Genomic DNA, 23,699 nt, shown 5'->3' with positions numbered 1-23,699 from the left:
ATGCCCGAAACAGAATACAGATCAGGGAAAGCCTGAAGTTTGATCATTCTGGCACGGCGTTTCAGCCCCCCTCCCCCTCGTGGGGAGGGGTGAGGGGTGGGGGGGGAAAGCCTCTCCGTCTGGCAGAGTGTCCATTGATCATGGGCGGTTTCGCTTCCTGATGACTCATCAGAAAAAGATCTATTTTTCAAATTCTTGCAGGCTCATACCCCCCACCCCTTACCCCTCCCCACGAGGGGGAGGGGGGCGGACAGGCCCTACCACAGAAAAGATGCTTCACTGCGGGCGGTATCTGTACCTGATGTGTGAATCCGGTAGCCCACGAGGGGGAGGGGGCCTGAAACGCTGTGCCCGCGTTATCAGATCAGACGCGTTCGATGGCCACGGCGATGCCCTGGCCGACGCCGATGCACATGGTGGCCAGTGCCAGCGAGCCGCCGGTCTTGGCGAGCTGCAGGGCGGCGGTGCCGGTGATCCGGGCGCCGGACATGCCGAGCGGGTGGCCGAGGGCGATGGCGCCGCCGTTCGGGTTGACGCGGGCATCATCATCGGCAATGCCGAGGTCGCGCAGCGTGGCAAGGCCCTGCGAGGCGAAGGCCTCGTTCAGTTCGATCACCGACAGCTTGTCCTGGGTGAGGCCGAGGCGGGCGAGCAACTTCTTGGAAGCCGGGGCCGGTCCGATGCCCATGATGCGCGGCGGCACACCGGCGGAGGCACCGCCCAGAATGCGGGCGATCGGGGTCAGGCCATAGCGCCTGGCCGCTTCCGCCGAGGCGATGATGAGCGCGGCGGCACCATCATTCACGCCTGACGCGTTGCCCGCCGTTACCGAACCACCAGCGCGGAACGGTGCCTTGAGGGCAGACAGCGCCTCGATCGTCGTTTCGCGGGGATGCTCGTCCTTGTCCACCACCTTCGGCTCGCCCTTGCGCTGCGGGATCATGACGGGCGTGATTTCCTCCGCAAGGCGGCCGTTGGCCTGGGCTGCGGCGGCCTTCTGCTGGCTGCGCAGGGCGAAAGCGTCCTGATCGGCACGGGAGATGCCATAGTCTTCGGCGACGTTCTCCGCCGTTTCCGGCATGGAGTCGATGCCATACTGCGCCTTCATCAGAGGGTTGACGAAGCGCCAGCCGATGGTGGTGTCATAGACGGCATTCTCACGCGTAAAGGCCGCATCGGCCTTTGGCATGACGAAGGGGGCGCGCGACATGCTTTCCACGCCGCCTGCGATGATCAGTTCCGCTTCCCCGGCCTTGATGGCGCGGGCGGCGGCGATCACCGCATCCATGCCCGAGCCGCAAAGCCGGTTCATGGTGGTGCCCGGCACTTCGACCGGCAGGCCCGCCAGCAGCAGGCTCATGCGCGCGACGTTGCGGTTGTCCTCGCCCGCCTGGTTGGCGCAGCCGTAGATCACCTCGTCCACCGCGCCCCAGTCGACGCTGCGGTTGCGGTCCATCAGCGCCTTGAGGGGAATGGCACCCAGATCATCGGCCCGGACGCTTGCCAGAGCACCGGCATAACGGCCGATGGGCGTGCGGATGTAGTCACAGATATATGCGTCGGTCATCATCAAAGCTCCGGAACGATCAGGTCTGCCACGGGGCCATCCAGATGCAGCTTTGCACCGGTCTGGGCCTGCAGCGCTTCGAGCGTCAAGGCTGGCAGTTTTTCGCGCAGGACGAAATGCCCCTTTTCGATATCTATGACGGCGAGCGATGTATAGACACGGGTGACGCAGCCAACGCCGGTGAGCGGCAGTGAGCAGCGCTCCACCAGCTTCGGCTTGCCGTCCTTGGTGACGTGATCGGTGATGACGGCAACGCGCTTGGCGCCATGCACCAGATCCATCGCCCCGCCAACGGCCGGCACGCCCTTCGGGCCCGTGGACCAGTTGGCAAGGTCGCCGTTTTCCGCCACTTCATAGGCGCCGAGGATGGCCACATCCAGATGGCCGCCGCGCACCATGGCGAAGCTGTCGGCGTGGTGGAAGAAGGCTGCGCCGGGCTTCAGCGTCACCGCCTTCTTGCCCGCGTTGATCAGGTCCCAGTCCTCTTCGCCTTCCGCCGGAGCCTCGCCGAAGCCGAGGATGCCGTTTTCGGTGTGGAAGATGGCCTCGCGGCCCGGCGGCTGGAACTTGGCCACCATTTCGGGAAAGCCGATGCCGAGGTTCACATAGGCGCCATCGTTGATGTCCTGCGCCGCGCGCCAGGCAATCTGGGCGTTGGAGAGCTTGCTGGTCATGGGTGATGGGCTCCTGCGCGGTTGAGGACTTCCTCCTGCTGCGGGGAGGGCACCTCCACGATCATGTCGACGAAAATGCCGGGGGTGATGACCGCCTCCGGATCGATGCTGCCCGCCTCGACGGCCTGGCTCACCTGCGCAATCGTGCAGGTGGCGGCCATGGCCATGACCGGGCCGAAGTTGCGCGCGGCCATCCGGTAGGTGAGATTGCCGTAAGGATCCCCGGCCTCGGCCTTGATCAGTGCGAAGTCTGCCTTCAGCCAGCGCTCCTGCACATAGTGGCGGCCGTCAAACTCGGCGACCGGCTTGCCGTTGGCCAGATCCGTGCCATAGGCGGTCGGGGTGTAGAAGGCGGGGATGCCTGCGCCGCCTGCACGGATGCGCTCGGCCAGCGTGCCCTGCGGCACCAGCTCCAGCTCGATCTTGCCGGCCTGATACAGCTCGGTGAAAACCCGCGGATCGGAGGAGCGCGGGAAGGAACAGACCATCTTGGCCACCATGCCCTGCTCGATGAGCGCGGCTATGCCCACATGGCCGTTTCCGGCGTTGTTGTTGATGACCGTCAGGTTCTTCGGGCTGCCGGTGGCGAGGTAGCGGTCGATGAGGGCGTGAATGAGCTCAATCGGCGCACCAGCGCCGCCGAAGCCGCCGATCATCACCGACGCGCCGTCTGGAATGCCGGCGACGGCTTCCGCAAGCGTGGCAATTCTCTTGTCCATGAATTTCCTCCCAGGGAGACTTCCGGGCAGGAAGCTACGCCGCCTTGCATGCTGAGGAAACGGATTTGTGCGGATGTTGACTCTTGTTCAATTTGCGTAATTTCATGTGCGCATGTTGAACAAGACCGACTTCATCGCCTCCCTCGCCAAGGGGCTCAGCGTTCTGGAAGCCTTCCGGGCCGATCGCTCGCGGCTCTCCATCTCCGATGTGGCCGAAGCCACGGGGCTGGACCGGGCCACGGCCCGCCGCTGCCTTCTGACCCTGCACGAGACGGGCTACGCCGATTATGACGGCAAGTTTTTCACCCTGACGCCCAAGGTGCTGCGCCTTGGCATGGGGGCGCTGGCCGCCCTGCCTCTGGCGCAGGTGGTGCAGCCCTGGCTGGATCAGCTCTCCGAACAGATCGGCCAGTCTGCCTCCGTCGCCATCCGGGATGAATTGGAAATCGTCTATCTCGCCCGGGCCGCGCAGCGCCGGGTGATGTCCATCGGCCTGATGCCGGGCTCCCGCCTGCCGGTGCATTGCACCTCCATGGGCCGTGTGCTGCTGGCGGCGATGCCGGAAGCGGAGGCCGCTGCCCTGATCGAGCGCTGCGACCTGACCCCGCGCACCCCGCGCAGCCTGACGGCACCGCAGGAGATCATGGCCCGTGTCGCCGAGGCGCGGCGGCTGGGCTATGCCATCATTGATCAGGAGGTGGAACTGGGTCTGCGTTCCATCGCCGTGCCGGTCTATTCCTCGCGCGGGCTGGTGGTGGCGGCGCTCAACGTGGGGCTTGCGGCCGTGCAGGCCAGCGCGGAGGAACTTCCGGGCCTTTATCTGCAGCCCCTGCTGAAGGTTCAGGAGGGGCTGCGCCGCGTCATTCGCTGACGTTCACACCAATGCTCGATGAGCTTGGCTCATCGAGCATTGGTTAAGCCCGTGCGGCGCTTGAGCATTTTCAAGGCGTGATGCGTCAGCATCGAAAGCCTTGGTATTATTTGGGCATCCGAGCCAACGCCTCGGCGAAATAGGGCCGGAAGGCCTCCGGATGCTCGGACATGGGGAAGTGTCCCAGCTCCGGCATGATGGTCAGCGTCGCGCCGGGAATGGCATCGGCGGTCCGCTTGGCATCTTCCGGCGTGCAGGTCATGTCATAGGCACCGGCCATCACATGCACGGGGGCCCTGGCCGTGTCGATCCTGCCCAGAAGCGGGATCAGGCTGTCGTCGCGGGTGTAGAAGGACAGATCCCCCCGGAACACGCCCGGCCCCGACTGGCGGAACATCCAGAGCGTCCAGTTGCGCTCCTTTGCAGGCGCGTAAGGGGAAATGTTGGTGGAGACGAGCGCCGCCCCCATCTCGCCGCCATGGGCGTCGGGCCGGTCGAACCAGTCGATGTCATACCATGCGGGCTGGAAGTCCGAGGCTTCGATGGCGATGAAGCCTGCAAAAACACCCGGATGCCTCGCCGCGATCTGCAAGGCGATGCGTCCGCCCATGGAGCAGCCGACGAGAATGGGCCGCTCCAGCTTCAGCGCGGCGCAGACAGCCAGAACCGTCTCGATATAGGCTTCCGTCGTCAGCAGGTATTCTTCCCGTTCGAAGCCTTCCGGCGGCAGGGACTTGCCGTGCCAGGGCATGTCGAAGGCGTGGAAGCAGTTCTCCGCCGTCAGCCCGGCGTCATTGAGCACATGGCGCCACTGGCGGGTGTCGGCGCCGGCCGTGTGCAGGCACAGGACCGGTCGGCCTTCGCCGGCCGTTTCCACATAGATGCGCTGGGCCCGGCCTTCGATGGTGAGGTTGAGATAGCGGCCCGTGATGGGTTCAAAGCTCATGCTGCAATCCCCTTGCGCGGCAGGGCGAGGACTTCCTTGATGAAGCGGAGGTTCTTGACGAGGCTCAGCATGTCGCCGTCGATGCGGCCACGGCCTGTCTTCACCAGCGCGAAAATGTCGTGAAAGCCGGGCTTGGGATGCGCCTGCCAGAACTCGTCCAGCGCCTCCCGGTCCGTGCGGAAGGCAAAGCGCCAGGGCGTCTTGCGGCTGGGGCCGGGCTCCACCTTCACCAGCTGCCCGTCGCGGAAGGTGAGGTAGATCTCCTCGCCGTCAATCTCGATGAGAACCGTTTCGCAGAACAGCCGTCCCAGCCGCAACAGATCCGGCCTTGCGGCGATCGCCTGCGCCAGTCCTTCAAATACCGTGATCATGCTCATGTCCGCGTTCCGCCCTCCTGCGCTGCTGGAGGCAGAGGCTCGCCGCTGCCGGGCCGTGCGGCAATGATCCTGCCGGTATGTGCTGATACCGGGCAGCAGCTGCCCAAGCTTAAGGCTTGCCGGGCGGCGTCTCAGTCTTGAGTATCGGCCCATACCCGCGCCGTCATTGGCGCAGCCCGGACCGGGGCGGATAGTTCTGCCACGGGAGGCGCGGCGCAACACCTTCTGCACCCGCCGCCGCGAGGGAGGTTCGCATGAGCAGTGTCACGATTGAGAATGTCACCGGTGTGGTGATCGAGTCCCTGGGCAAGCATGGCCCGATTACAGACCGCAACAGGGAGATCATGACCTCCCTCGTCCGTCACCTGCATGACTTTTGCCGGGACGTGAAGTTGCAGCATCACGAATTCATCGCCGCCTGCCAGTATCTGGCCCGTGCCGGTCAGGTCTGCGACGACAAGCGCCAGGAGTTCATCCTGCTGGGCGATATTCTCGGTGTGGAAGTGCTCTGCGACATGCTGACCAATTCGGTCGAGGGTGCGGAAAGCGAGTCCACCGTGCTCGGGCCCTTCTACCGCGAGCATCCGCCGGTCCTGCCCAAGGGCGCAACCACCGCACAGACCCACTTCGACGGTGAGGAGACCGTCTATGTGGAAGGTTACGTGCGCGATGCGGAAGGCAAGCCGGTGGCAGGTGTCACCATCGACATCTGGGAAGACGCGCCCAACGGCCTTTATGAAAACCACGACCCGGCCCAACCGGACTTCAACCTGCGCGGCCGCTTCGAGACCGACGAGAACGGCCACTACGCCATGCGCGCTCTGCGTCCGGTGCCCTATCCGATCCCTGACAACGAGACGGCCGGCGAACTGCTGCGCATGATGGGGCACCACCCCAACCGCCCAGGCCACCTGCACATGCTGCTGGCCAAGGATGGCTACCGCACGCTTGTCACGCAGATCTACGATTCCGAGTCCCGCTGGCTGGACGAGGACTCCGTCTTCGCCGTCAAGGACAGCCTGATCGGCACCTTCGAGCCGGGCCGCGCCGAACACGGCACCGACCTCTACCTGCGCTTCGACTTCGTATTGAAGGACGCCGCCGCCGAACAGCAGATCGCTGCCGAATAACCGGCAGGAACTGAGTGAAAACAAGGGCCGCCCCGTTATTCGCGGGGCGGCCTTTTGCGCGGTTCCGGGCGTGGCGTCAGGTGTCTCTCTCCGCGCCGCCCCGGCCTCGTGCCGGGGCCTGTAAGGGAGGCAAGGCCTGTCGATACTCAGGCTGAATTTGCGTTCCTTGCCGGATGCTGGAAGTTGCCGCCCTGCGCCCCTGACGGGTCCCGGCACGGAGGCCGGGACAGCGTGGGGTGAGAGGCTGGTGTGGCACCCAACAGGGGATGCCAATTGGCAAACCGCTTCCTCTGGGGCGCATTGGAGTTGAGGCACGCGGTTTGGGGAGCGTTCCGCTTGCTGCTGCTTGTGCATCGCAGCATGTAAATTACTTCACAATTCACGTTTTCTGCATCATGCTCTTTCACGTGCAGAGGGGAGGCTGCCGGACATGAACATCAAGCAGCTGGAGTATTTCATCGCGCTGGCGGAGGAGCTGCATTTCGGCCGGGCGGCGGAGCGGCTCGGCATGGCGCAGCCGCCGCTGTCCCGCCAGATCAAGCAGATCGAGGAAGACCTTGGCGCGCTGCTGTTCAACCGCGGGCGCAACGCCATCACGCTGACGCAGGCCGGCGAGCGGCTTTATGCGCGCGGCACGGCGCTCCTGTCCGAGTTTGCCGACATCAAGCTGGAGATCCGCCGCATTGGCCAGGGGGCGGAAGGGCGGCTGCGCATCGGCTTTGTCGGCTCAGCCACTTACGGCCTGTTGCCTGCGGTGCTGAAAAGCTTCCGCGCAGCCTGCCCGCAGGTCAGCCTCAGCCTCTACCCGATGAACAACGGCGACCTGCACCGCGCTCTCGTGCGCCGGGAGATCGACATTGCCATCGCCCGCCCGGCCATCGAGGATGCGGAGGTCATCAGCCGCAAGCTGGTGGATGAGGAACTGGTGGCGGCCGTGCCCGAAGCGCTGGATCTTGCGCCCCGGCCCATCCGCCTGCCGCAATTGCAGGAAGAGACCTTCATTCTCTATCCGGAAACCCCGCGGCCTTCCTTCGCCGATTTCGTGCTGAAAGCCTGCCGCGATGCGGGGACGGAGGTGACGCGCCGCGTCTTCACCATGGATCTGCAGACCGCGCTGGCGCTTGTCTCCGTGGGGGAGGGGGTGACGATCGTGCCGAAATCCGTCGGCGCGGTGCAGCGCAACGGCATCCGCTTTCACGCGCTTGAAGGCTTTGCGGCCCGCACGCCCATCTCCGTCAATCACCGGCTGGATGAACAGGGCATCCACGTGCACAATTTCGTTGTCACCGCCCAGAAGGTGGCGCGCAAGCTGATATGAGATTCATTGCCCGGCAACCGCTGTCTGATGCCGCGTGCGGTCGCGGCGGTAGAAGGCAACCTTGTCCGCGTCCAGCGCGACGCCGATGCCGGGACCTTGCGGAATGGCAACGGTGAAATCCTGATAGTGCAGCGGTTCGGCCAGAATATCTTCGGTCAGCAGCAGCGGCCCGAAGAACTCGGTGCCCCAGTGCAGCACGGGAACGGTGGCGAAAAGCTGGAGCGCCGCCGCCGTGCCGAGCCCGCTTTCCAGCATGGTGCCGCCGTAGAGTTCGATCCCGGCAGCGCTGGCAATGGAAATGACATCCCGCGCCGGGGCCAGCCCGCCGGACTGGCACACCTTCACCGCATAGACATCCGCCGCCGGACCGGCCATGGCCACCCGCATGGCATCGCCCGGCCCTTGCAGCGCCTCATCCGCCATGACGGCGATCTCGTAGCCATCCGTCAGCTTGCGCAGGGCGGAAAGCTCATCCCGGCCCACCGGCTGTTCCACCAGAATGCAGCCGGCGTCCTGCAGGCCCTTCAGGCCCCAGCGGGCATCCTGCAGGCTCCAGGCCTGATTGACATCCACCCGCACCGTGCCGCGCCCGCCGACCGCCCTGGCGATGGCGGCCACATGGGCAATGTCGTCGCGCACCGCGCGCTTGCCGATCTTCAGCTTGAAATCCCGGTGCCGCCGCTCGTCCAGCATCCGCTCCGCCTCGGCAATGTCCGTGGCGCTGTTGCCGGAGGCAAGCGTCCAGGCGACGGGCAGGCGCTCATGAATGGCGCCGCCAAACAGGGCCGAGACCGGCACGCCCAGCCGCCGGGCAAGGCCATCCCACAGCGCCGTCTCGACGCCCGCACGGGCGATCGGATTGCCGCGCACGGTCTTGTCCATCAGCGCCCGCAACGCCGCAATGCGGTTGCCGTCTTCGCCCGTCAGGGCAGGGGTGATGTAGCTGTCGATGGCCAGCTTGATGCTTTCCACGCTCTCCGGCCCGTAGGACAGCCCGCCGATGGACGCGCCCTCGCCAAGGCCTTCCGACCCATCGGAAAAGCGGATGCGCACCAGCACCACCGACTGCGACTGCATGGTCGTCATGGACAGCACATGCCCGCGGATCGTCGGCACGTCGATGATGATGGTCTCGATCATCTCTATCCGGGCGGGATGGGAAAGGGCTGCTGCGGTCATGATGGGCCTGTGGTCGTTGTGCATGGGCCAGAGCATCAATCCCCGGTGGGACGCTGTCCAATACCTCACGGGTTTGACGCGATACCGGCCTGGCCGCAGCGGCTGTCTCCGCCTTGTCCGTGACCGGAACGCTGCACTGCGGAAGAAATCCGGCATACTAGCATATGAGATTCGGCTGTCCGGCGGCCTGACGCCGCTCCGCAGCCGGGCCCTTTGGGCTTATTGTTGAGTTTCCTGCAATTTAATTTAGCTTCCAAAGTAATTTCATTGCTGAGTATTGCCCGGATTGTGCCCTCATACTGCGCGGGGTGCTGCGAAAATCGCCAAGCTTTCCAGCCTTTCCGGCCTGTTCGGACAAGGTTGCGCAAGATTGTTGCGCGGAATTCATTGTTGAGAAAAAATCTTGATAAACAGGGCGCGTATTTTCTTGCGCAGTGCGCTAGTGTGTTTCATCAAGCTCCCGTGGTTCATGGAATCCGTCCTCAGCGGAAGGGTGATGAAGCCTCGGGGCTGGGGGACGGAAAAGCCATTTTCTATATCGAGGTACGGGATGAAGATTGGATCACCGCGCGAGATCATTGACGGGGAAGCGCGCGTCGCGATGACCCCGGACAGTGCCGCGCAACTGCAGAAGCTCGGCTACAGCTGTGTCATCGAAAGCGGCGCGGGCAAAGCCGCCGGTTTTTCTGACGAAGCCTACCGCAAGGCCGGTGTGGACGTCGCAGCCTCGGCTGCCGACCTTTTCGCCGCTGCGGATATCATCGCCAAGGTGCGCCCGCCGCTGGACAGCGAAGTGGCGCTGCTCGGCGAAGGCAAGACGCTGATTTCCTTCTTCTATCCGGCGCAGAACAAGGAGCTGCTGGAAAAGGCGAAGGCTACCGGCGCCAACGTGATCGCCATGGACATGGTGCCGCGCATCTCGCGCGCCCAGAAGATGGACGCCCTGTCCTCCATGGCCAACATCGCCGGCTACCGCGCCGTCATCGAGGCTGGCAACAACTTCGGCCGCTTCTTCACCGGCCAGGTGACGGCGGCAGGCAAGATCCCGCCCGCCAAGGTGCTGATCATCGGCGCCGGCGTTGCCGGCCTTGCCGCCATCGGCACCGCCACCTCGCTGGGTGCGGTCACCTATGCCTTCGACGTTCGCCCGGAAGTGGCCGAGCAGATCGAATCCATGGGCGCCGAGTTCGTCTATCTCGACTTTGCCGATCAGGTGCAGGATGGCGCGGCCACCGGTGGCTATGCGGCTCCCTCCTCGCCGGAATTCCGCGAGAAGCAGCTGGAGAAATTCCGCGAGCTGGCGCCGGACATGGACATCGTCATCACGACGGCGCTCATCCCGGGCCGCGATGCGCCCAAGCTGTGGCTGGCCGACATGGTTGCGGCGATGAAGCCGGGCTCGGTCATCGTCGACCTTGCGGCCGAGCGCGGCGGCAACTGCGACCTGACCGTCGCCGACCAGCGCGTCGTCTCGGACAATGGCGTCATCGTCATCGGCTACACGGATTTCCCGAGCCGCATGGCCGCTCAGTCCTCGACGCTTTATGCCACCAACATCCGTCACATGATGACCGACCTGACCCCCGCCAAGGACGGGCAGGTTGTGCACAACATGGAAGATGACGTGATCCGCGGTGCGACCGTCACCTTCAAGGGCGACATCACCTTCCCGCCTCCGCCGCCGAAAGTGCAGGCCATCGCCGCACAGAAGCCGAAGGAAAAGGCCAGGGAACTGACGCCGGAAGAAAAGCGGGCGCAGGAAGCGGCCGCCTTCAAGGCGCAGACGCGCAATCAGGTGGCGCTGCTCGCTGGCAGCGGTGCCCTCATCCTGCTGGCCGGCCTTTTCGCTCCGGCAAGTTTCATGAGCCACTTCATCGTCTTCGTGCTTGCCTGTTTCGTTGGCTTCCAGGTCATCTGGAATGTCTCGCACTCGCTGCACACACCGCTGATGGCCATCACCAATGCCATCTCCTCGATCATCATTCTGGGCGCCCTGATGCAGGTCGGCTCCGGCAGCTTCCTCGTGATCCTGCTGGGTGCGCTGTCGGTGTTCATGGCCGGTATCAACATCTTCGGCGGGTTCCTGGTGACCCGGCGCATGCTTGCCATGTTCCAGAAGTCGTAAGAGGGCGGGAGAGACACGATGGAATATGGTTTCACCACAGCCGCTTACGTTGTTGCGGCAGTACTTTTCATTCTCTCGCTCGGCGGCCTCTCGGGGCAGGAAAGCGCCAAGCGCGCCGTCTGGTACGGCATCGCCGGCATGGGTCTTGCGGTTGCCGCAACGCTTGTGGGGCCGGGTTCGGGCCTGTGGCTCCTCTCCGTGCTGCTGATCGCGGCGGGCGGTGCCATCGGCTGGGTGGTCGCGCAGCGCGTCCAGATGACCGAGATGCCGCAGCTCGTGGCGGCCATGCACTCGCTGGTCGGCCTTGCGGCGGTCTTCATTGGCTACAACGCCCACATCGAGCTGGTGCGCGTGCTGGCCATGGACGAGGCCGCCCGCGCCTCGCTTGAAGGCTTTGCCGCCGTGCTGGCCCACAAGAATGGTGTCGAGCAGGTCATCCTGCGGGTCGAGGTCTTCCTCGGCGTCTTCATCGGTGCGGTCACCTTCACCGGCTCCGTCATTGCCTTCGGCAAGCTGGCGGGCAAGGTGGACAGCAAGGCAACGAAGCTGCCGGGCGGCCATGCGCTGAACGCCAGCGCTGCGGCCCTGTCGCTGATCCTGCTGTTCATGTATGTGAACGGCGCGGGCATCTGGACGCTGATCCTGATGTCGCTGCTGGCCTTCTTCATCGGCTACCACCTGATCATGGGCATCGGCGGCGCCGACATGCCGGTGGTCGTGTCGATGCTGAACAGCTACTCGGGCTGGGCGGCGGCTGCCATCGGCTTCTCGCTGTCGAACGATCTGCTGATCGTCGTCGGCGCGCTGGTGGGCTCCTCGGGCGCGATCCTGTCCTACATCATGTGCAAGGCGATGAACCGCTCCTTCGTGTCGGTCATTCTGGGCGGCTTCGGCGGCACCACGGGTCCGGCCATGGAAATCGCGGGCGAGCAGATCGCCATCGATGCGGAAGGCGTGGCCTCGGCCCTCAACGATGCGGACAGCGTCATCATCGTCCCGGGCTACGGCATGGCCGTGGCGCAGGCCCAGCAGTCGGTGTCGGAACTGACCCGCAAGCTGCGGGCGGCGGGCAAGGAAGTGCGCTTCGCCATCCACCCGGTGGCAGGCCGTCTGCCGGGCCACATGAACGTGCTCCTCGCCGAAGCCAAGGTGCCCTACGACATCGTGCTGGAAATGGACGAGATCAACGAGGACTTCCCGAACACCGACGTGGTGATCGTCATTGGCTCCAATGACATCGTCAACCCGGCCGCCCAGGAAGACCCGAACTCGCCCATCGCCGGCATGCCGGTTCTGGAAGTGTGGAAGGCCAAGCAGGTCTTCGTCTCCAAGCGCGGCCAGGGCACGGGCTATTCAGGCATCGAGAACCCGCTGTTCTACAAGGAGAACACGCGCATGTTCTACGGCGACGCCAAGAAATCCGTCAGCGAACTGCTGCCGATGATCAAGTAAGATCCCTCAACCAGACACCCAGGGCGGAGCGGGCAACCTCTCCGCCCTTTGTTTTTGGTGGGGGGAGAGGGCGGTAAACGGCGAGTGCGACTGAGCGCCGCGCTGGCCGCATCCCCAAGGCCTGCCAACTGCACCGCGCCGTCCCGGCCTTGTGCCGGGACCTGTCAGGGGCGCAATGCGGTTGATCTTTGCTTCGGATGCAGAGCATCCGTTGTAGAAAGACCCTGCCCGCCTCACAGGCCCCGGCCAAGGCCGGGGCGGCGCGGAGAGGGGAAGCCGTACGATGCCGCCCTCCTGCTCGCGGCCTGCGTCTTGCTGCCACCGCTCCAGTTCAAGGCACGGAGTCGTCCCGGACGAAGCGCAGCGCAGATCCGGGAACCACTCGTTTCCAGAGCAGTGAGACCGTCTTGCGTGGGACGGCGGACGTTCGCCGCAAGGCTCAGGACACAGGCGCCTCTCTGCAAGCGAGTAGTCCCCGGGTCTGCGCTTCGCTTCGCCCGGGGTGACTGCGTGAGCGGGCTGACAGATGGTGCGCCTCTCACATGTGCAGGGAGAGGCTGGCGATAGCAGTCGCAGTCAGTTCGGCACCGCTCCTGCCCCACCCACCGCGCCGTCCCATCCACCGCGCCGTCCCGGCCTCCGAGCCGGGACCTGTCAGGGGCGCGAGGCGATGGAGCCTTGCTTCGGATGCAGAGCGTCAGTTTCCTGATGGGCACAGCCAGCCTCACAGGCCCCGGCTCGGAGGCCGGGGCGGCGCGGAGAGGGGAAGCCGTACGATGCCGCCCTCCTGCTCCCGGCCCGCGTCATGCTGCCACCGCTCCAGTCCCAGGCACGGCGTCGTCCCGGACGAAGCGCAGCGGAGATCCGGGAACCACTCGTTTCCAGAGCGGTGAGACTGTCTTGCATGGGGACGGCAGACGTCCGCCGGGAGCCAGCTGTGCCGCCTCAGGACGCAGGCATCTCTCTGCTGGTCACCGGCTACGGCCCGATCGGGGCGCTTGCCATCATCGCAGCGCGTGCCCATGGCGCCCGCGAGATCGTTGCCACCGACGAGATGGACAGGGTCTTGAACAAGGCGCTGGAGGTCGGCGCCGATCGGGTCATCAATGTGGTCAACAGCCCGGAAGAACTGTCAGCCTATTCCGCCAATAAGGGGTATTTCGACGTCCAGTTCGAGGCTCCGGGCAATGAACGTGTCGTGCGATCCGGTCTCGAAGTGCTGCGCCCGCGTTCGACTTTGGTGCAACTCGGCCTTGGCGGCGATGTCTCCATTCCTCAGAACATGGTCGTTTCCAAGGAGATTGAGATGAAGGGCACATTTCGTTTCCATGAGGAATTCGGCCTGGCCGTCACGCTGATCAACAAGCGCCGCGTAGACCTGAAGCCGTTGATGACCGGCACATTCCTGTTTGACGATGCGATCATCGCTTTCGAAACTGCCGGCGACCGGAACAAGTCGATGAAGGTTCAGCTTTTGTTCTGACTCCTGTATTCCATTCATCGTAACGCAGGCATTGGATGCGATGAAAAGGCACTGCGATTTGTGGACCAAAACGTTGACAGCACCATCAATCCCTTCTCGCTTAATGCATTGATGCATTTAGTCTATGAGCTCGATGCCCTGAAAGCAAAGACGGGTCGTTGGTTCAACTCCCCTCAAGAGCTTACGGATCGCTGGCCTTCCTTTAGAAGGATGGCAAGCTCCTTAGCAAAGTTCTCAAGATCTACCGGATATGGTGAACTACGCCGCCAAAGAGCGAAGATTTGCCTACGAACGGGATTTCCCTTGATTTCTGCCAACGCAAATTGCGTGCCGTTGATGGATTGCCCACAGGCGATAGACGGAACTAGGCACGAGTATCCCTGCTCCCTGACAAGGCGTACTCGGGTTTCGATGCTAAGCCCGTAGGAGCGCAAGATCGGTCCATTAGAGCGGTCGGCAAACCGTAGAGTGGAATCCTCCATGCTCATGGGAAAGTCGTCTTCGCTCAAGGGCAATAGATCGAGTTTGGCGAGATCAGCTGGTTCGATCTGATCACGTTGGATGACCGGATTTTCCACGCTTGTGAGGAGGTGAAACGGCTCGTTGAGAAGCTCGACCTGTTGGAACGCCTCACCGAGTACAGGGCACGCCGTGATCACGAGATCGATCTCGCCTTCTTTAAGCCGCCGGCTGAGGCCTTCGTGCTTCCCTTCCATGAACGCGAGTTCAAGACGCGGATAGCGTTTGTGAACGAACCCGACTGTTTGAGGAATGAGGAATGGGCCGACCGTAGAGATCATCCCGACGCGGAGGCGCCCGCCGAATGCCCCCGTCCTTCGGCTGGTCTCATGGCCCAGCGCTGCAACTTGCTGGAGGAGCATGCCGATACGCCTAAGGATGTCGCCACCGGCGTCAGTCGGAGTGACGTTGCGGGCGCCGCGCTCGAATACAGTTGTGCCCAACACTGTTTCGGCTTTGCGAACTTGATGCGACAGCCCTGAGGCGCTGATACCCATCTCCTCGGCAGCCGCGCGAAAACCTCCGCACCGATGCACGGCCAAAACCAACATCAGATCACGAATGGAAAGGGAGGCAAGCCTGTTCGATATTTCTTCTCGCATTGTCCGATTTGTTCGACTTGATAAGACGCTTCTCCCTATATACCAAAAACATGACTGAAACACTCATATTCTGAGGTGCCTGATGTTTTCGAAGTTTCTTCTCTCCTCAGCAGCAATTATCCTAGCTTTGGCGCCGGCGCCTTTGCTTGCGGACCCCATCACATTCAAGGATGTGACTGGCGCTGAAGTCACTCTTCCGAAGCCTGCGACGCGTATCGTAACGTTGCCGCAGCCGGGTGCTGCGACAGTGATCGCGGTTGATGGGACGTCGGAACATCTCGTCGGCATGAACCCCGGCTCACGCAAAGCATTCGAAACCGGCCTACTCAAGAAGATGTTTCCAGATGCCGCGTCCATTGAAAGCGATATTGTCGCGGAGGGCGGCAATGGCTGGATGCCGAATGTCGAAGCAATCGCAGCGCTCAGGCCCGATCTCGTCATCCAATGGGGCGGTCGAGGCGACGAACTCGTGGCGCCTCTGCGGAACGCCGGTATTCCGGTCGCGCTGATGGTCGGAGGCGGCAATGGCGGTACGGAAGAGCTCGCGCGCGAAAACATCAGCCTCGTGGCAAACATTCTTGGCAAACCGGAAAAGGCGAAGGCTCTGTTTGAGTGGCGTGACGAAGTCATTGCAGACGTCAAATCTACGCTTGCGGCACACCCGGCGGAACACAAGCCGAAGATCCTTCACCTGCGCTCTTCTAAAGGCAAATTCACTGCGACGGGGGAAAAGAGCTACCAGAACTTCTTCATCACGCTGGTTGGCGGCGACAATGTTGGTAAGGGCCTGGGCGTCCAGGCAGAAGTCAACGCAGAGCAAATTGCGGCGTGGAATCCCGACCTTATAATGCTGACAGCTGCGGAAACTGACGCCGGACGCGAGACGATACTCGAGAACGAAGTTTTGTCGCAGACTACTGCCGCCAAGACCGGGCGCGTCTATAAGACACCGAATGGGGGATATGTATGGGATAGCGCCAGCCACGAAAGCCCGTTTACCTGGATGTGGCTTGCAAACCTTGCTCATCCGAACCTCTTCCATTTCGATCTGCGCGCCGAGGTGAAAAAGGGATTTGAACGGCTCTACAACTATTCTCCTACGGAAGACGAAATCGACGCTGTCTTGAAGCTCGATCTCAACGCCAGCGCTTCGAACTATCAACAGTTCGCTCGCAAATGACACTGGCCCCTGCCGGAACCGATCATCCGGATCAGTCGACCGCACGCGCAGTCATACATTGGTCGGCATTGCTCTTGCTTCTTGTAGTGGCGATCGTTGTCTCGGCATCAGTTGGCCGGTTCAGCATACCGCTTGCTGATGTCCTGAACATCGCGGCTCGTTGGCTTTCTGGCGCGCTTGCGCCAGAAACTATGGAGGAGCGCATTCTCATCAACGTTCGTGTGCCACGCATCTTGCTGGCGGCGATCGTTGGTGCAGGACTTGCTCTATGCGGTGCAGCACTTCAGGCTCTGTTCCGCAATCCACTCGTGTCGCCGCGTGTGCTAGGTGTTTCATCAGGGGCGGCGCTCGGTGGGGCGCTGACGCTGCTGGTCGGCGGTGGCGCTACCGTGTTGTTTGCCGCTACCTTCAGCTCGGCTCTTCTCGCGCTTGTGCTGGTTGCGGTCATCTCACGTGTAGCAGGGCGCACGATCCTTTCGATCGTGCTGGCAGGTATCGTCATTGATGCGTTGTTTTCAGCGATGATCTCGCTGACGCAATACGTGGCAGATCCGGAAACTTCGCTTCCTGCGATCGTCTTCTGGCTGATGGGCAGTTTCTCATCGGCAAGCTGGAGGAAGGTCGGCGAACATGGCCCGGTGATCCTGCTTGCCATCATCATTCTTTATCGTTTGCGCTTTCGGATTGCGGTCCTGTCGATGGGTGACGAAGAAGCGCGTTCATTCGGTGTGAATGTCGGCTTTTCGCGTTGGCTCGTCTTTTCCGTAATCTCGGTGATCATTGGCGGTTCTGTAGCCGTGTCCGGTGTCATCGGTTGGGTAGGGCTCGTCATTCCGCACGCGGCGCGCCTCCTTGTCGGGGAAGGGCATCGGCGCTTTCATGGCACGGCCGCATTGCTTGGGGCGAGTTTTATGGTGGTGATCGACACGCTTGCACGAGCAATTATCAGCGCCGAGCTGCCGCTTGGCATTCTTACGGCTGTCATTGGTGCACCGGTCTTCATCTACCTCCTCTGCACAAGACAGGCGCGGATTGGGGCGACCCAATGATCGCACTCTCAAATGCAGGAATGAGGCGGGGTCAGCGCTGGATTTTTCGCAATGTCAGCTTTGATCTGCCGCATGGTGAGGTGTTGGCGATCCTGGGCTGTAATGGCCGCGGTAAAACCACGCTTCTGCGCACCTTGCTAGGATCCCTGGAGCTGAGTGAAGGCACTCGAACGATGCCTGCCGTTGTCGGTTATGTACCGCAGTCACAAGGTGGCGGAGATCAGCATCGTTGCCTTGACATCGTGATGATGGGGCGAGCCGGGCGCCTGGGGCTCTTCGGGCTGCCGGGAAAGGCTGACGAGATCGCTGCCTTGTCCGCGTTGGCCACCGTAGGGGCCTCTCAATTCGCAGAACGCTCTTTCGGTCAACTTTCCGGCGGCGAGCGGCAGATCGTCCTGCTTGCGCGGGCATTGGCGACAGAGGCCAAAGTTCTCGTGCTCGATGAACCTGCAGCTTCCCTCGATCTGGCCAATCAAAACCTGCTGCTCGGTGTCCTGATGCGGCTGAGGCAGGCTCGCAGCCACACGATCGTCTTCACCACCCATCATCCACAGCATGGTTTGATCCTCGCTGATCGGGCTTTGATGATGCATGCCGGAGACGAGGTTCTCTATGGCCCCACGGCCGACATGATGACGGATGGTGAGCTCGCCCGCCTCTACGGTGTGCCTTTCGTGCGGCACACCGCCGCTGTTGGCCGCCCTGATATCGTTTCCCCGATCTTTGGGGCAACCGTCTCTTCATCCTAAACCAAGAACAGGAGCCTACATTGGATACGATCACCTATCTTGAGAATGGCGAAGCCTTCACCGTGAGCTTTGCCGAACTCCTCAAATACCATGGTCCCGGTTTTCCCGGTGGCGTTGCGCACGGCCTCAAGGTCATGCAGCGGGCTTTTCCGCTACTGGATGAAGGACGTCCCGTCGAACGGCGTGAAATCCGTATCGATACGGCATTTCCCGGTCCTGGCGGACGTGACGCCTTCGAATTTGTTACCAGAGGACTGACCGATGGTCGGTACGTGGTCGACCGTTCGCTGGGTTGGGACGGCATCGAGGAAAGCCCGAAGGGAAGGTATTATTTCCGTTTTACATACCGCGGTACGGTCGTTGAGGTTACGATCCGCCCAGGTCATGTGCGGCCCGAATTCCTTGAGCTTGCTCGCAAGGAAAATCGCACTGCCGACGATGAAGTGCGCCTTGCCGCATTGAAGCGCGAAATGGGCGATCGCCTCGTTCCGCTCGCTCCGGAAGATGTCTATGACGCCAAAGTCAGCCGCGCCTGATCCCAATTGCGTCCAGAGCGAGCGTCGCCATTGGATGGCTGTGCTCGCTCGCGCGCCAATTGATTTGCTGCGGGCATCTTTTGAAGACTGTCCGCAGTGCGCTGATGCATGCCGGCTTGTGGGGCCGGAGACTGGCCTGATCCAGCTGCGTGCGAAAGCACCCGTGACGGAAACCGCATTTCATCTCGGCGAAGCGACCGTGTCGCGCTGCGTTGTAGAGCTTGCCGGTCGGCGTGGTTATGGCGTGGTCCTGGGCAGCGATCTTGAAAGGGCGGAGCTTGTGGCGGTTTTCGATGCGCTGCTCCAGGATCCTCAGATGCATGGCGAACTCAGGCCGAAATTGCTGCAGTCGGCCGAGTCCGCCATCTCGGTGAGCCGCCAGCGCCGGGCAAATACGGCTCAAGCGACAGCGGCACATTTTTTCACCGCCGCGTGAGGGGGGAAAACGCCGTGAAAATTGCGATCGATCAGCGTGGACCCCAGAACGCTTACGAGGACCGAAAGGCCTATCGAAACCTCCTTCAGGCATTCGCCTATCCGGGCAAGATGATGAGTGTGGGCGGAGGACACCTCGCCCATGCCGCTATCCTCATGACACTCGCGGATACGACGACGCCGGTCTGGATTGATGAAGGCTTCGCCGAAATAAAGGCGAGTGCGACAAAGGCACAGTGGCCGATTGTGGATCGGGAAAACTGTGTTTTCGCACTCTGTCGCGGAGAACGCTTTAACGGGTTCGGTGGCTTTTCCGTCGGAACGCTTGTCGACCCGCACCTTTCCACGACCATGCTCATAGAAGTCGTTTCACTCACCGATGGTGAGCCATGGCGGCTCGCCGGCCCGGGAGTAGGGCCAAACGGCGCTAGCCTAGCACCAATCGGATTGCCGAAAATGTTTCCTGCCGCATGGGCGCAGAATAACGCGCTCTACCCGCTCGGAATTGATGTGATCTTTACGGCCGGTGAACTGTGCGCATGTCTCCCCCGAAGCGTCAGATTGGAGATCGCCGATGTATGTGCCGGTTAAGGGGGGAGAAGTTGCCATTGCCAGGAGCCTCGAAGCCTTGGCGCGTGCCCGGCGTGGCGATCCCGATGTGCCGGAATTGACCGTCGCCCAGATAAGGGAGCAAATGCGGGGTGCAGTGGACCGGGTGATGACGGAAGGCGCCCTTTACGATCGAGACCTCGCGGCTCTCGCTCTGAAGCAGTCGCAAGGCGATCTGGCAGAGGCAACCTTCCTATTGCGGGCTCACCGCGCCACGCTTCGGCGCATGGGCCATTGCGAGCCCATAGAATTCACGGATATTTGCCTCGATCGGCATATATCCGCGACCACGAAAGAACTCGCCGGCGGCCAGATCCTTGGAGCGACCTACGACTACACCCATAGACTTCTCGATTTTTCCTTGGTGGAGGAGCGCTCCTGCGCTGATCGCTCGGTGGTTGACGATGAGTTGCAGGATGAAAGAGGTTTCGTCCAAGATTCTGCCGCGCTCGAACTGCATTCATCACCCTATCAGGATTTGCTTGTTTCCCCAGACTGCGAGCCGAGCAGGAACCGGGATCATGAACCAGTCGACATCACGCGGGTCCCCATTCGCCCGCCTTACGGACCATCCGAAACGCTCGGCCATCTGGTTCGCGGAGAAGAGGGGTTTCTGACTGGTCTTGCCTACACGCGGCTGCGCACTGCCGGCGCGTCCCATCCGTATGTGGAGGAGCTGTCGGCAGGCCAGGTTGAGATCGTAGTTGAGCTTGAGGATCTGGGCCTTACCGTCTCGATAGGTGATATCGACATCACCACCTGCCATATGGTGGCGCCGGTTCTTGACGGCAAGCAATCCCATCTTTCGCCAGGCTTCGGTGTTGCGTTCGGAACAAACGAGAGGAAAGCTGTCGCTATGGCCACCGTGGATCAGGCGCTGAAAGCAGGGCTTGATCCTGAGCTTGTACTGTCCCACAGCGACGGCGTCGAAGCAGCCGGCTATGTATCGCACCTCAAATTGCCTCACTATTCCGATTTTCAATCCGATCTGGAGTTGGTCCGGCGTGCGAGGTCCGCACATGAATGAAACGTTCGGTTACCTCGATGAGGACAGCAAGAGATCTGTGCGACGAACGATCCTGAAGGCCTTGGCCATCCCAGGCTATCAGGTGCCATTCATCGCACCGGAAATGCCTATAGCCTACGGTTGGGGGGTAGGGGGCATGGTGGTTACGGCAAGCCTGATCAATGAGGAGGACTTGCTGAAGGTTACCGACCATGGCTCAGACGACACGGTGAATGCGGTCAACATTCGGTCCTTCTTCACGAGGACGGCTTTCGTAACCACCACGACCCGCACGCCTGAGGCAACACTCATACAGGTCCGCCAGCGTGTCCCCGAGGCAAAGCTCCAGGAGGGGCAGATCGTCGTTTATCAGGTGCCGAGACCAGACCCTTTGCGCGCCTTCGTCAACTCGGCCAAGGAGGCCTCTCGCATGCACGCACACGCGGATTACGGCCGTGTGTACGCACGGCTGTTCGAGGAACGAACCGGTAGTAGTGGAGCGGTCCAGCCAGGGTATGACTACCCGGTTATGGTCGAAGGGCGATATTTGATGTCTCCGTCACCGATACCGAAGCGAGATAACGCAAGTCTCGACCGTTCGCCGGCTATTCAGATATTCGGCGCGGCGCGAGAGCGGCGGCTCTATGCATTGCCGCCCTATACCCATGTCGAAAGCCTTGCATTCGACGATATACCTTTTGACCCCGGCTATCCTGATGACGGACGGCAGTGTGTCATTTGCGGATGCGCAACCAGTCATCTCGACCACCTTCTCCAGAAGGATGACGGGTCAAGCGAATGGGTTTGCTCCGATACCGAATGTTGCGAACAAAGATCAAAGGAGGTTGCCGGTGCTTAGGCTACCTTCTCCCGTCCTGACGCTTGATCGCGTTTCATATGATAGGCGGATTGCGCCAGACACGTCGCTCGTCCTCTATCCTGGAGAGGTGCTTTGTCTCGTCGGGAAATCCGGAGCGGGAAAGTCGACGCTGCTGCGTATGGCGGGCGGGCTTTTGCGCCCGCACGAGGGGAGGGTGCTACACCAATCCGCCGATGGCCCGATCTCGATCTATGAGCTTGCCGAGCAGGCTTTGGTTTCACGGCGACGTCGGAACGTCGGGATAGTTGCTCAGAATGCTCGTGACACCCTCGATATGGCGCAAAGTGCCGCTGCGAACATCGTTCAGCCTCTGTTCGACAACGGCGAGCGCAATTTTGGCCGAGCGATGGCGTCAGCGCAGCACTGGTTCTCTGCACTCGGTCTCGATGTCGCAAGAATGGGCGACCTGCCGAGTTTGTTTTCCGGTGGCATGCAGCAGCGCTTGCAGATTGCGCGAGCGCTGGTCCACGGACCGAAGGTTCTCTGTCTGGACGAACCGACGACTGGTTTGGATACCTCGGTGCAGGTCCGTCTTCTTTCATTGCTTTCGGGGCTTCAGCGCCAGACGGGCGTCGCCATGTTACTTGTGACACATGATCTCCGGATTGCCCGGCTGATCGCCCACCGCGTGATCGTGCTCGACGAAGGCAGCATCGTCGAGGAGGCTCCACCAGATCGGCTCATCGCTGATCCTTGTCATCCTGCGGCCCGCGACCTCGTCTCGGCAATGATTTGAGGACGGCTATGGACATCTTGCGTGTCGAGAACCTGGAAAAGGACTACGAAGCACGAGCCGTCGGTCCGGTGAGCTTTAGATTGAGGGCCGGTGAAATAGGATTAATCGTCGGTGGTTCAGGGTCGGGAAAGTCGACGGTGCTCGATGTGCTGTACGGGACAAGAAGGGCGAGCGGTGGAAGTGCCTTCTTGCGTGTTGGTGCCGGGCAGCGAGATCTCTTAGACATATCGGTCGCGGAACTCGTTTCAATTCGAAGCGTGGCCATTGGTTACTGTACCCAATTTTTGCCAGTGATCCCCGGAAAATTGGCGGCAGACCTCGCAAATGAAGCTGCTTGCGCAAAAACAGGTTCGGCCGATATCACCGAGCTGTTGGATCGATTGGCCTTGCCGCAACGACTCTGGAACCTGCCGGTGTCTTCATGGTCTGGCGGCGAGAAACAGCGCCTGAATATAGCGCTCGCAGCCCTTCGCAAGCCGGCACTAACATTACTCGACGAGCCCTTCTCCGCGCTGGATGAAGCACTGCACCCTGTCGTTTGGTCGGTTCTATCGGCTTTGGTTGATGAAGGCTGCGCAATGTTGATTGCGGTCCATAAGGCAAACTCCTCTACAGCAGGGGCAGAAACACTGGTCGCCCTTGATTGATCAGGCATGTCTTGTGAGTTTTCGCTATGACAGCCTCAGGAGGGCAAGCTGGAGGCCGGTGCGGACTTCATCGTGCGGGCGGTGTGGAAGGGAGCGCGGTGGCTTGATGAGGCTGGCCAGCCCTTCGATCTGATCGCGGCCCTGCAGGGCCATGCGGAGGAAGGCCCGCTTGACCAGCCGGTCCGGATCGGACGCAAGAAGGCTGATCCGCTCAGCCTGCGTCTGGTGGCCTGCAGGAAGCCGCCGGAAGCTGCCGCCAGAGCCCGCGAACAGGCTTGCAAGGCAGCTCGCAAGGGGGGCACAAGATCATGGAGCAGACCTGATTGCCGCCGGATGGGTCATCCTCGTGACATCGCTTGATCCGAACGAGTTCAGTGCGCAGGACGTGCTGGTCCTTTACCGCCTGCGCTGGCGCATCGAACTGGCCTTCAAGCGCCTGAAAAGCCTGATCGGCCTCAAAACCCCGCCCGGAACAAGTGAAACGTCCGCCAGACCCTGGGTTCTGGCCCACCTGATCATGGCTTTGCTGCTCGAACCGCTCACCAGCGAGTTCGAGGTCTCTCCACACTCAGCCAGGGGCGCCTGACAAGCCCCACAGTGTGGCGGCGCCTCAAGAAACTGACCGCGTGGCTGCGAAACACCATCATCGTGCAGCCAACCCCCGCTCAGATCCGTGCAAACATCCAAAAGATCGATCGCCACCTGCGCGAGCCGACAAGAAAAAAGCGAAAATACCAATCAATAAAATTCATAAGTTAGCGCTCATGGGCACAAGGCCGGGGCGGGGCGGAGAGGGGAAGCCGTACGATGCTGCCCTCCTGCTCCCGGCCCGCGTCATGCTGCCACCGCTCCAGTTCAAGGTACGGAGTCGTCCCGGACGAAGCGCAGCGGAGATCCGGGAACCACTCGT

Annotated in this window: 23 protein-coding genes and 1 pseudogene; 17 read left to right on the top strand and 7 right to left on the bottom strand. The window is 61.9% G+C overall.

Going from position 1 to position 23,699, the window contains the following annotated elements; genetic code table 11:
• Positions 1-364: 364 nt before the first annotated feature.
• Genes pcaF through ACVNHC_RS10640 form a run of 3 tightly spaced genes read right to left on the bottom strand, consistent with a single transcriptional unit; the run spans position 365 to position 2,960 of the window.
• Positions 365-1,567 carry a 3-oxoadipyl-CoA thiolase gene (gene pcaF / locus ACVNHC_RS10650; protein WP_457167373.1) on the bottom strand — a complete coding sequence of 401 codons (1,203 nt, stop codon included), beginning with the start codon at positions 1,565-1,567 and terminating at the stop codon, positions 365-367.
• Positions 1,568-1,569: 2 nt separating this feature from the next.
• A complete protein-coding gene (locus ACVNHC_RS10645) occupies positions 1,570-2,241 on the bottom strand; it encodes a 3-oxoacid CoA-transferase subunit B (protein WP_058899066.1) in 672 nt (223 codons plus the stop codon).
• Positions 2,238-2,960, bottom strand: a complete 723-nt coding sequence (locus tag ACVNHC_RS10640) for a 3-oxoacid CoA-transferase subunit A (protein ID WP_457167230.1) — start codon at positions 2,958-2,960, stop codon at positions 2,238-2,240. The genes ACVNHC_RS10645 and ACVNHC_RS10640 overlap by 4 nt, the downstream gene beginning before the upstream one ends.
• Positions 2,961-3,072: 112 nt before the next feature.
• Here ACVNHC_RS10640 and ACVNHC_RS10635 point away from each other — a divergent pair, with 112 nt between their 5' ends.
• Entirely contained in the window at positions 3,073-3,831 is a 759-nt protein-coding gene (locus ACVNHC_RS10635; protein ID WP_058900685.1) for an IclR family transcriptional regulator domain-containing protein, read from the top strand.
• A gap of 106 nt (positions 3,832-3,937) precedes the next feature.
• Here ACVNHC_RS10635 and ACVNHC_RS10630 read toward each other — a convergent pair whose 3' ends face one another.
• Together ACVNHC_RS10630 and ACVNHC_RS10625 are read right to left on the bottom strand one after the other, a co-directional pair.
• Entirely contained in the window at positions 3,938-4,777 is an 840-nt protein-coding gene (locus ACVNHC_RS10630) for an alpha/beta fold hydrolase (protein ID WP_457167229.1), read from the bottom strand.
• On the bottom strand, positions 4,774-5,154 hold the full coding sequence (locus ACVNHC_RS10625; RefSeq protein ID WP_208991486.1) for a hypothetical protein: 381 nt from the start codon (positions 5,152-5,154) through the stop codon (positions 4,774-4,776). The genes ACVNHC_RS10630 and ACVNHC_RS10625 overlap by 4 nt, the downstream gene beginning before the upstream one ends.
• 254 nt (positions 5,155-5,408) lie before the next feature.
• Here ACVNHC_RS10625 and ACVNHC_RS10620 point away from each other — a divergent pair, with 254 nt between their 5' ends.
• On the top strand, positions 5,409-6,284 hold the full coding sequence (locus ACVNHC_RS10620) for a dioxygenase family protein (protein ID WP_122520756.1): 876 nt from the start codon (positions 5,409-5,411) through the stop codon (positions 6,282-6,284).
• 430 nt (positions 6,285-6,714) lie between these two features.
• Positions 6,715-7,602 carry a LysR substrate-binding domain-containing protein gene (locus ACVNHC_RS10615; protein ID WP_050475415.1) on the top strand — a complete coding sequence of 296 codons (888 nt, stop codon included), beginning with the start codon at positions 6,715-6,717 and terminating at the stop codon, positions 7,600-7,602.
• A 3-nt stretch (positions 7,603-7,605) separates the two neighbouring features.
• On the opposite strand, the gene ACVNHC_RS10610 is transcribed toward ACVNHC_RS10615, so the two are convergent.
• Positions 7,606-8,781, bottom strand: a complete 1,176-nt coding sequence (locus ACVNHC_RS10610) for a muconate/chloromuconate family cycloisomerase (RefSeq protein WP_457167228.1) — start codon at positions 8,779-8,781, stop codon at positions 7,606-7,608.
• A gap of 550 nt (positions 8,782-9,331) precedes the next feature.
• On the opposite strand from ACVNHC_RS10610, the gene ACVNHC_RS10605 reads away from it, so the two are divergent.
• The 3 genes and pseudogenes from ACVNHC_RS10605 to ACVNHC_RS10595 form a co-directional block, all read left to right on the top strand.
• Complete coding sequence (locus ACVNHC_RS10605; RefSeq protein ID WP_457167227.1) at positions 9,332-10,906, top strand: Re/Si-specific NAD(P)(+) transhydrogenase subunit alpha; 1,575 nt, start codon at positions 9,332-9,334, stop codon at positions 10,904-10,906.
• Positions 10,907-10,924: 18 nt separating this feature from the next.
• Positions 10,925-12,358 carry an NAD(P)(+) transhydrogenase (Re/Si-specific) subunit beta gene (locus ACVNHC_RS10600; RefSeq protein ID WP_457167226.1) on the top strand — a complete coding sequence of 478 codons (1,434 nt, stop codon included), beginning with the start codon at positions 10,925-10,927 and terminating at the stop codon, positions 12,356-12,358.
• 955 nt (positions 12,359-13,313) lie between these two features.
• Positions 13,314-13,841, top strand: a pseudogene (locus ACVNHC_RS10595) (zinc-binding dehydrogenase); the annotation flags it as partial.
• Between the two features lie 173 nt (positions 13,842-14,014).
• On the opposite strand, the gene ACVNHC_RS10590 reads toward ACVNHC_RS10595, so the two are convergent.
• Positions 14,015-14,962 carry a LysR family transcriptional regulator gene (locus ACVNHC_RS10590; protein WP_457167225.1) on the bottom strand — a complete coding sequence of 316 codons (948 nt, stop codon included), beginning with the start codon at positions 14,960-14,962 and terminating at the stop codon, positions 14,015-14,017.
• An 82-nt stretch (positions 14,963-15,044) separates the two neighbouring features.
• Between ACVNHC_RS10590 and ACVNHC_RS10585 the strand changes: the two genes are divergently transcribed.
• The 11 genes from ACVNHC_RS10585 (at position 15,045) to ACVNHC_RS10535 (ending at position 23,375) form a co-directional block, all read left to right on the top strand.
• Entirely contained in the window at positions 15,045-16,142 is a 1,098-nt protein-coding gene (locus ACVNHC_RS10585) for an ABC transporter substrate-binding protein (RefSeq protein WP_457167224.1), read from the top strand.
• Positions 16,139-17,191 (top strand): FecCD family ABC transporter permease, encoded by a 1,053-nt coding sequence (locus tag ACVNHC_RS10580; protein ID WP_457167223.1) that lies wholly within the window; start codon positions 16,139-16,141, stop codon positions 17,189-17,191. The genes ACVNHC_RS10585 and ACVNHC_RS10580 overlap by 4 nt, the downstream gene beginning before the upstream one ends.
• Positions 17,188-17,940 carry an ABC transporter ATP-binding protein gene (locus ACVNHC_RS10575; RefSeq protein ID WP_457167222.1) on the top strand — a complete coding sequence of 251 codons (753 nt, stop codon included), beginning with the start codon at positions 17,188-17,190 and terminating at the stop codon, positions 17,938-17,940. The genes ACVNHC_RS10580 and ACVNHC_RS10575 overlap by 4 nt, the downstream gene beginning before the upstream one ends.
• 20 nt (positions 17,941-17,960) lie before the next feature.
• Positions 17,961-18,476 carry a hypothetical protein gene (locus tag ACVNHC_RS10570; protein ID WP_062553577.1) on the top strand — a complete coding sequence of 172 codons (516 nt, stop codon included), beginning with the start codon at positions 17,961-17,963 and terminating at the stop codon, positions 18,474-18,476.
• Entirely contained in the window at positions 18,451-18,912 is a 462-nt protein-coding gene (gene phnG / locus ACVNHC_RS10565) for a phosphonate C-P lyase system protein PhnG (RefSeq protein WP_457167221.1), read from the top strand. The genes ACVNHC_RS10570 and phnG overlap by 26 nt, the downstream gene beginning before the upstream one ends.
• Before the next feature lie 14 nt (positions 18,913-18,926).
• Entirely contained in the window at positions 18,927-19,502 is a 576-nt protein-coding gene (phnH, locus tag ACVNHC_RS10560) for a phosphonate C-P lyase system protein PhnH (RefSeq protein WP_457167220.1), read from the top strand.
• Positions 19,486-20,547: a carbon-phosphorus lyase complex subunit PhnI gene (locus ACVNHC_RS10555; protein WP_457167219.1), complete on the top strand. Its 1,062-nt coding sequence runs from the start codon at positions 19,486-19,488 to the stop codon at positions 20,545-20,547. The genes phnH and ACVNHC_RS10555 overlap by 17 nt, the downstream gene beginning before the upstream one ends.
• On the top strand, positions 20,540-21,385 hold the full coding sequence (locus ACVNHC_RS10550; RefSeq protein ID WP_457167218.1) for an alpha-D-ribose 1-methylphosphonate 5-phosphate C-P-lyase PhnJ: 846 nt from the start codon (positions 20,540-20,542) through the stop codon (positions 21,383-21,385). The genes ACVNHC_RS10555 and ACVNHC_RS10550 overlap by 8 nt, the downstream gene beginning before the upstream one ends.
• Complete coding sequence (locus tag ACVNHC_RS10545) at positions 21,309-22,142, top strand: ATP-binding cassette domain-containing protein (RefSeq protein ID WP_457167217.1); 834 nt, start codon at positions 21,309-21,311, stop codon at positions 22,140-22,142. The genes ACVNHC_RS10550 and ACVNHC_RS10545 overlap by 77 nt, the downstream gene beginning before the upstream one ends.
• Positions 22,143-22,150: 8 nt before the next feature.
• Positions 22,151-22,789 (top strand): ATP-binding cassette domain-containing protein, encoded by a 639-nt coding sequence (locus ACVNHC_RS10540; protein ID WP_457167216.1) that lies wholly within the window; start codon positions 22,151-22,153, stop codon positions 22,787-22,789.
• Positions 22,790-22,940: 151 nt separating this feature from the next.
• Complete coding sequence (locus ACVNHC_RS10535) at positions 22,941-23,375, top strand: transposase (protein WP_457167215.1); 435 nt, start codon at positions 22,941-22,943, stop codon at positions 23,373-23,375.
• The last annotated feature ends 324 nt before the right edge of the window (positions 23,376-23,699 follow it).

The organism is Pannonibacter sp. Q-1 (assembly GCF_054073275.1).
Note: the sequence above shows the minus strand (reverse complement) of the source record. Positions and strands in the feature narration are given on the sequence as shown.